The 439-nt window shown below is 72.4% G+C and carries 1 pseudogene; it reads right to left on the bottom strand.

The annotated features are described in order from the left end of the window. A pseudogene (locus HW466_RS31495) lies at positions 1–439 on the bottom strand (translocation/assembly module TamB domain-containing protein); the annotation flags it as partial.

Below are 439 nucleotides of genomic sequence, written 5' to 3'. Positions count from 1 at the left end.
GCCGTCCTTCAACTGCACGCCCTGGTCGACCACCGTCACCGAGAGATTGTCGCCGGTCAGCATGCCCGACAGGTCCGGCTTGGCCGGCGTGCCGGCCACGCTCAGCTTAAGCACGGCACGCCCGTCGAACAGGTAGCTCGGCCCGAGCAAGCCGCCGGTGGTGCGCAGCGCCGGCAGATCGACGTCGATCTTGCCCGACAGCGGGCCGTTCTCGGCCACGCCGATCACCCCGTCGCGCATCGCGAACGGGATGCCGTGCGTCGCGTCGGCGGTGGCGATCCGGCTCGCCTTGGCATGCACGGTGGCGTTGAGCCGGTTGCCCGCGCCGAACTCGGCGCGCGCCTCCAGGGCCGTGATGCCGAGCGAGGCGATCCCGCGCCCGGCCTCGATCGTCACGTCGCCGGCGCGGCGGCGGATCTGCACGTGACCGCTGGCGTTG

The sequence above is a fragment of the Burkholderia territorii genome (genome assembly GCF_902833055.1).
GTDB classification, from domain to species: Bacteria; Pseudomonadota; Gammaproteobacteria; order Burkholderiales; family Burkholderiaceae; genus Burkholderia; species Burkholderia territorii.
This window is presented reverse-complemented; position numbering and strand designations above follow the sequence as displayed.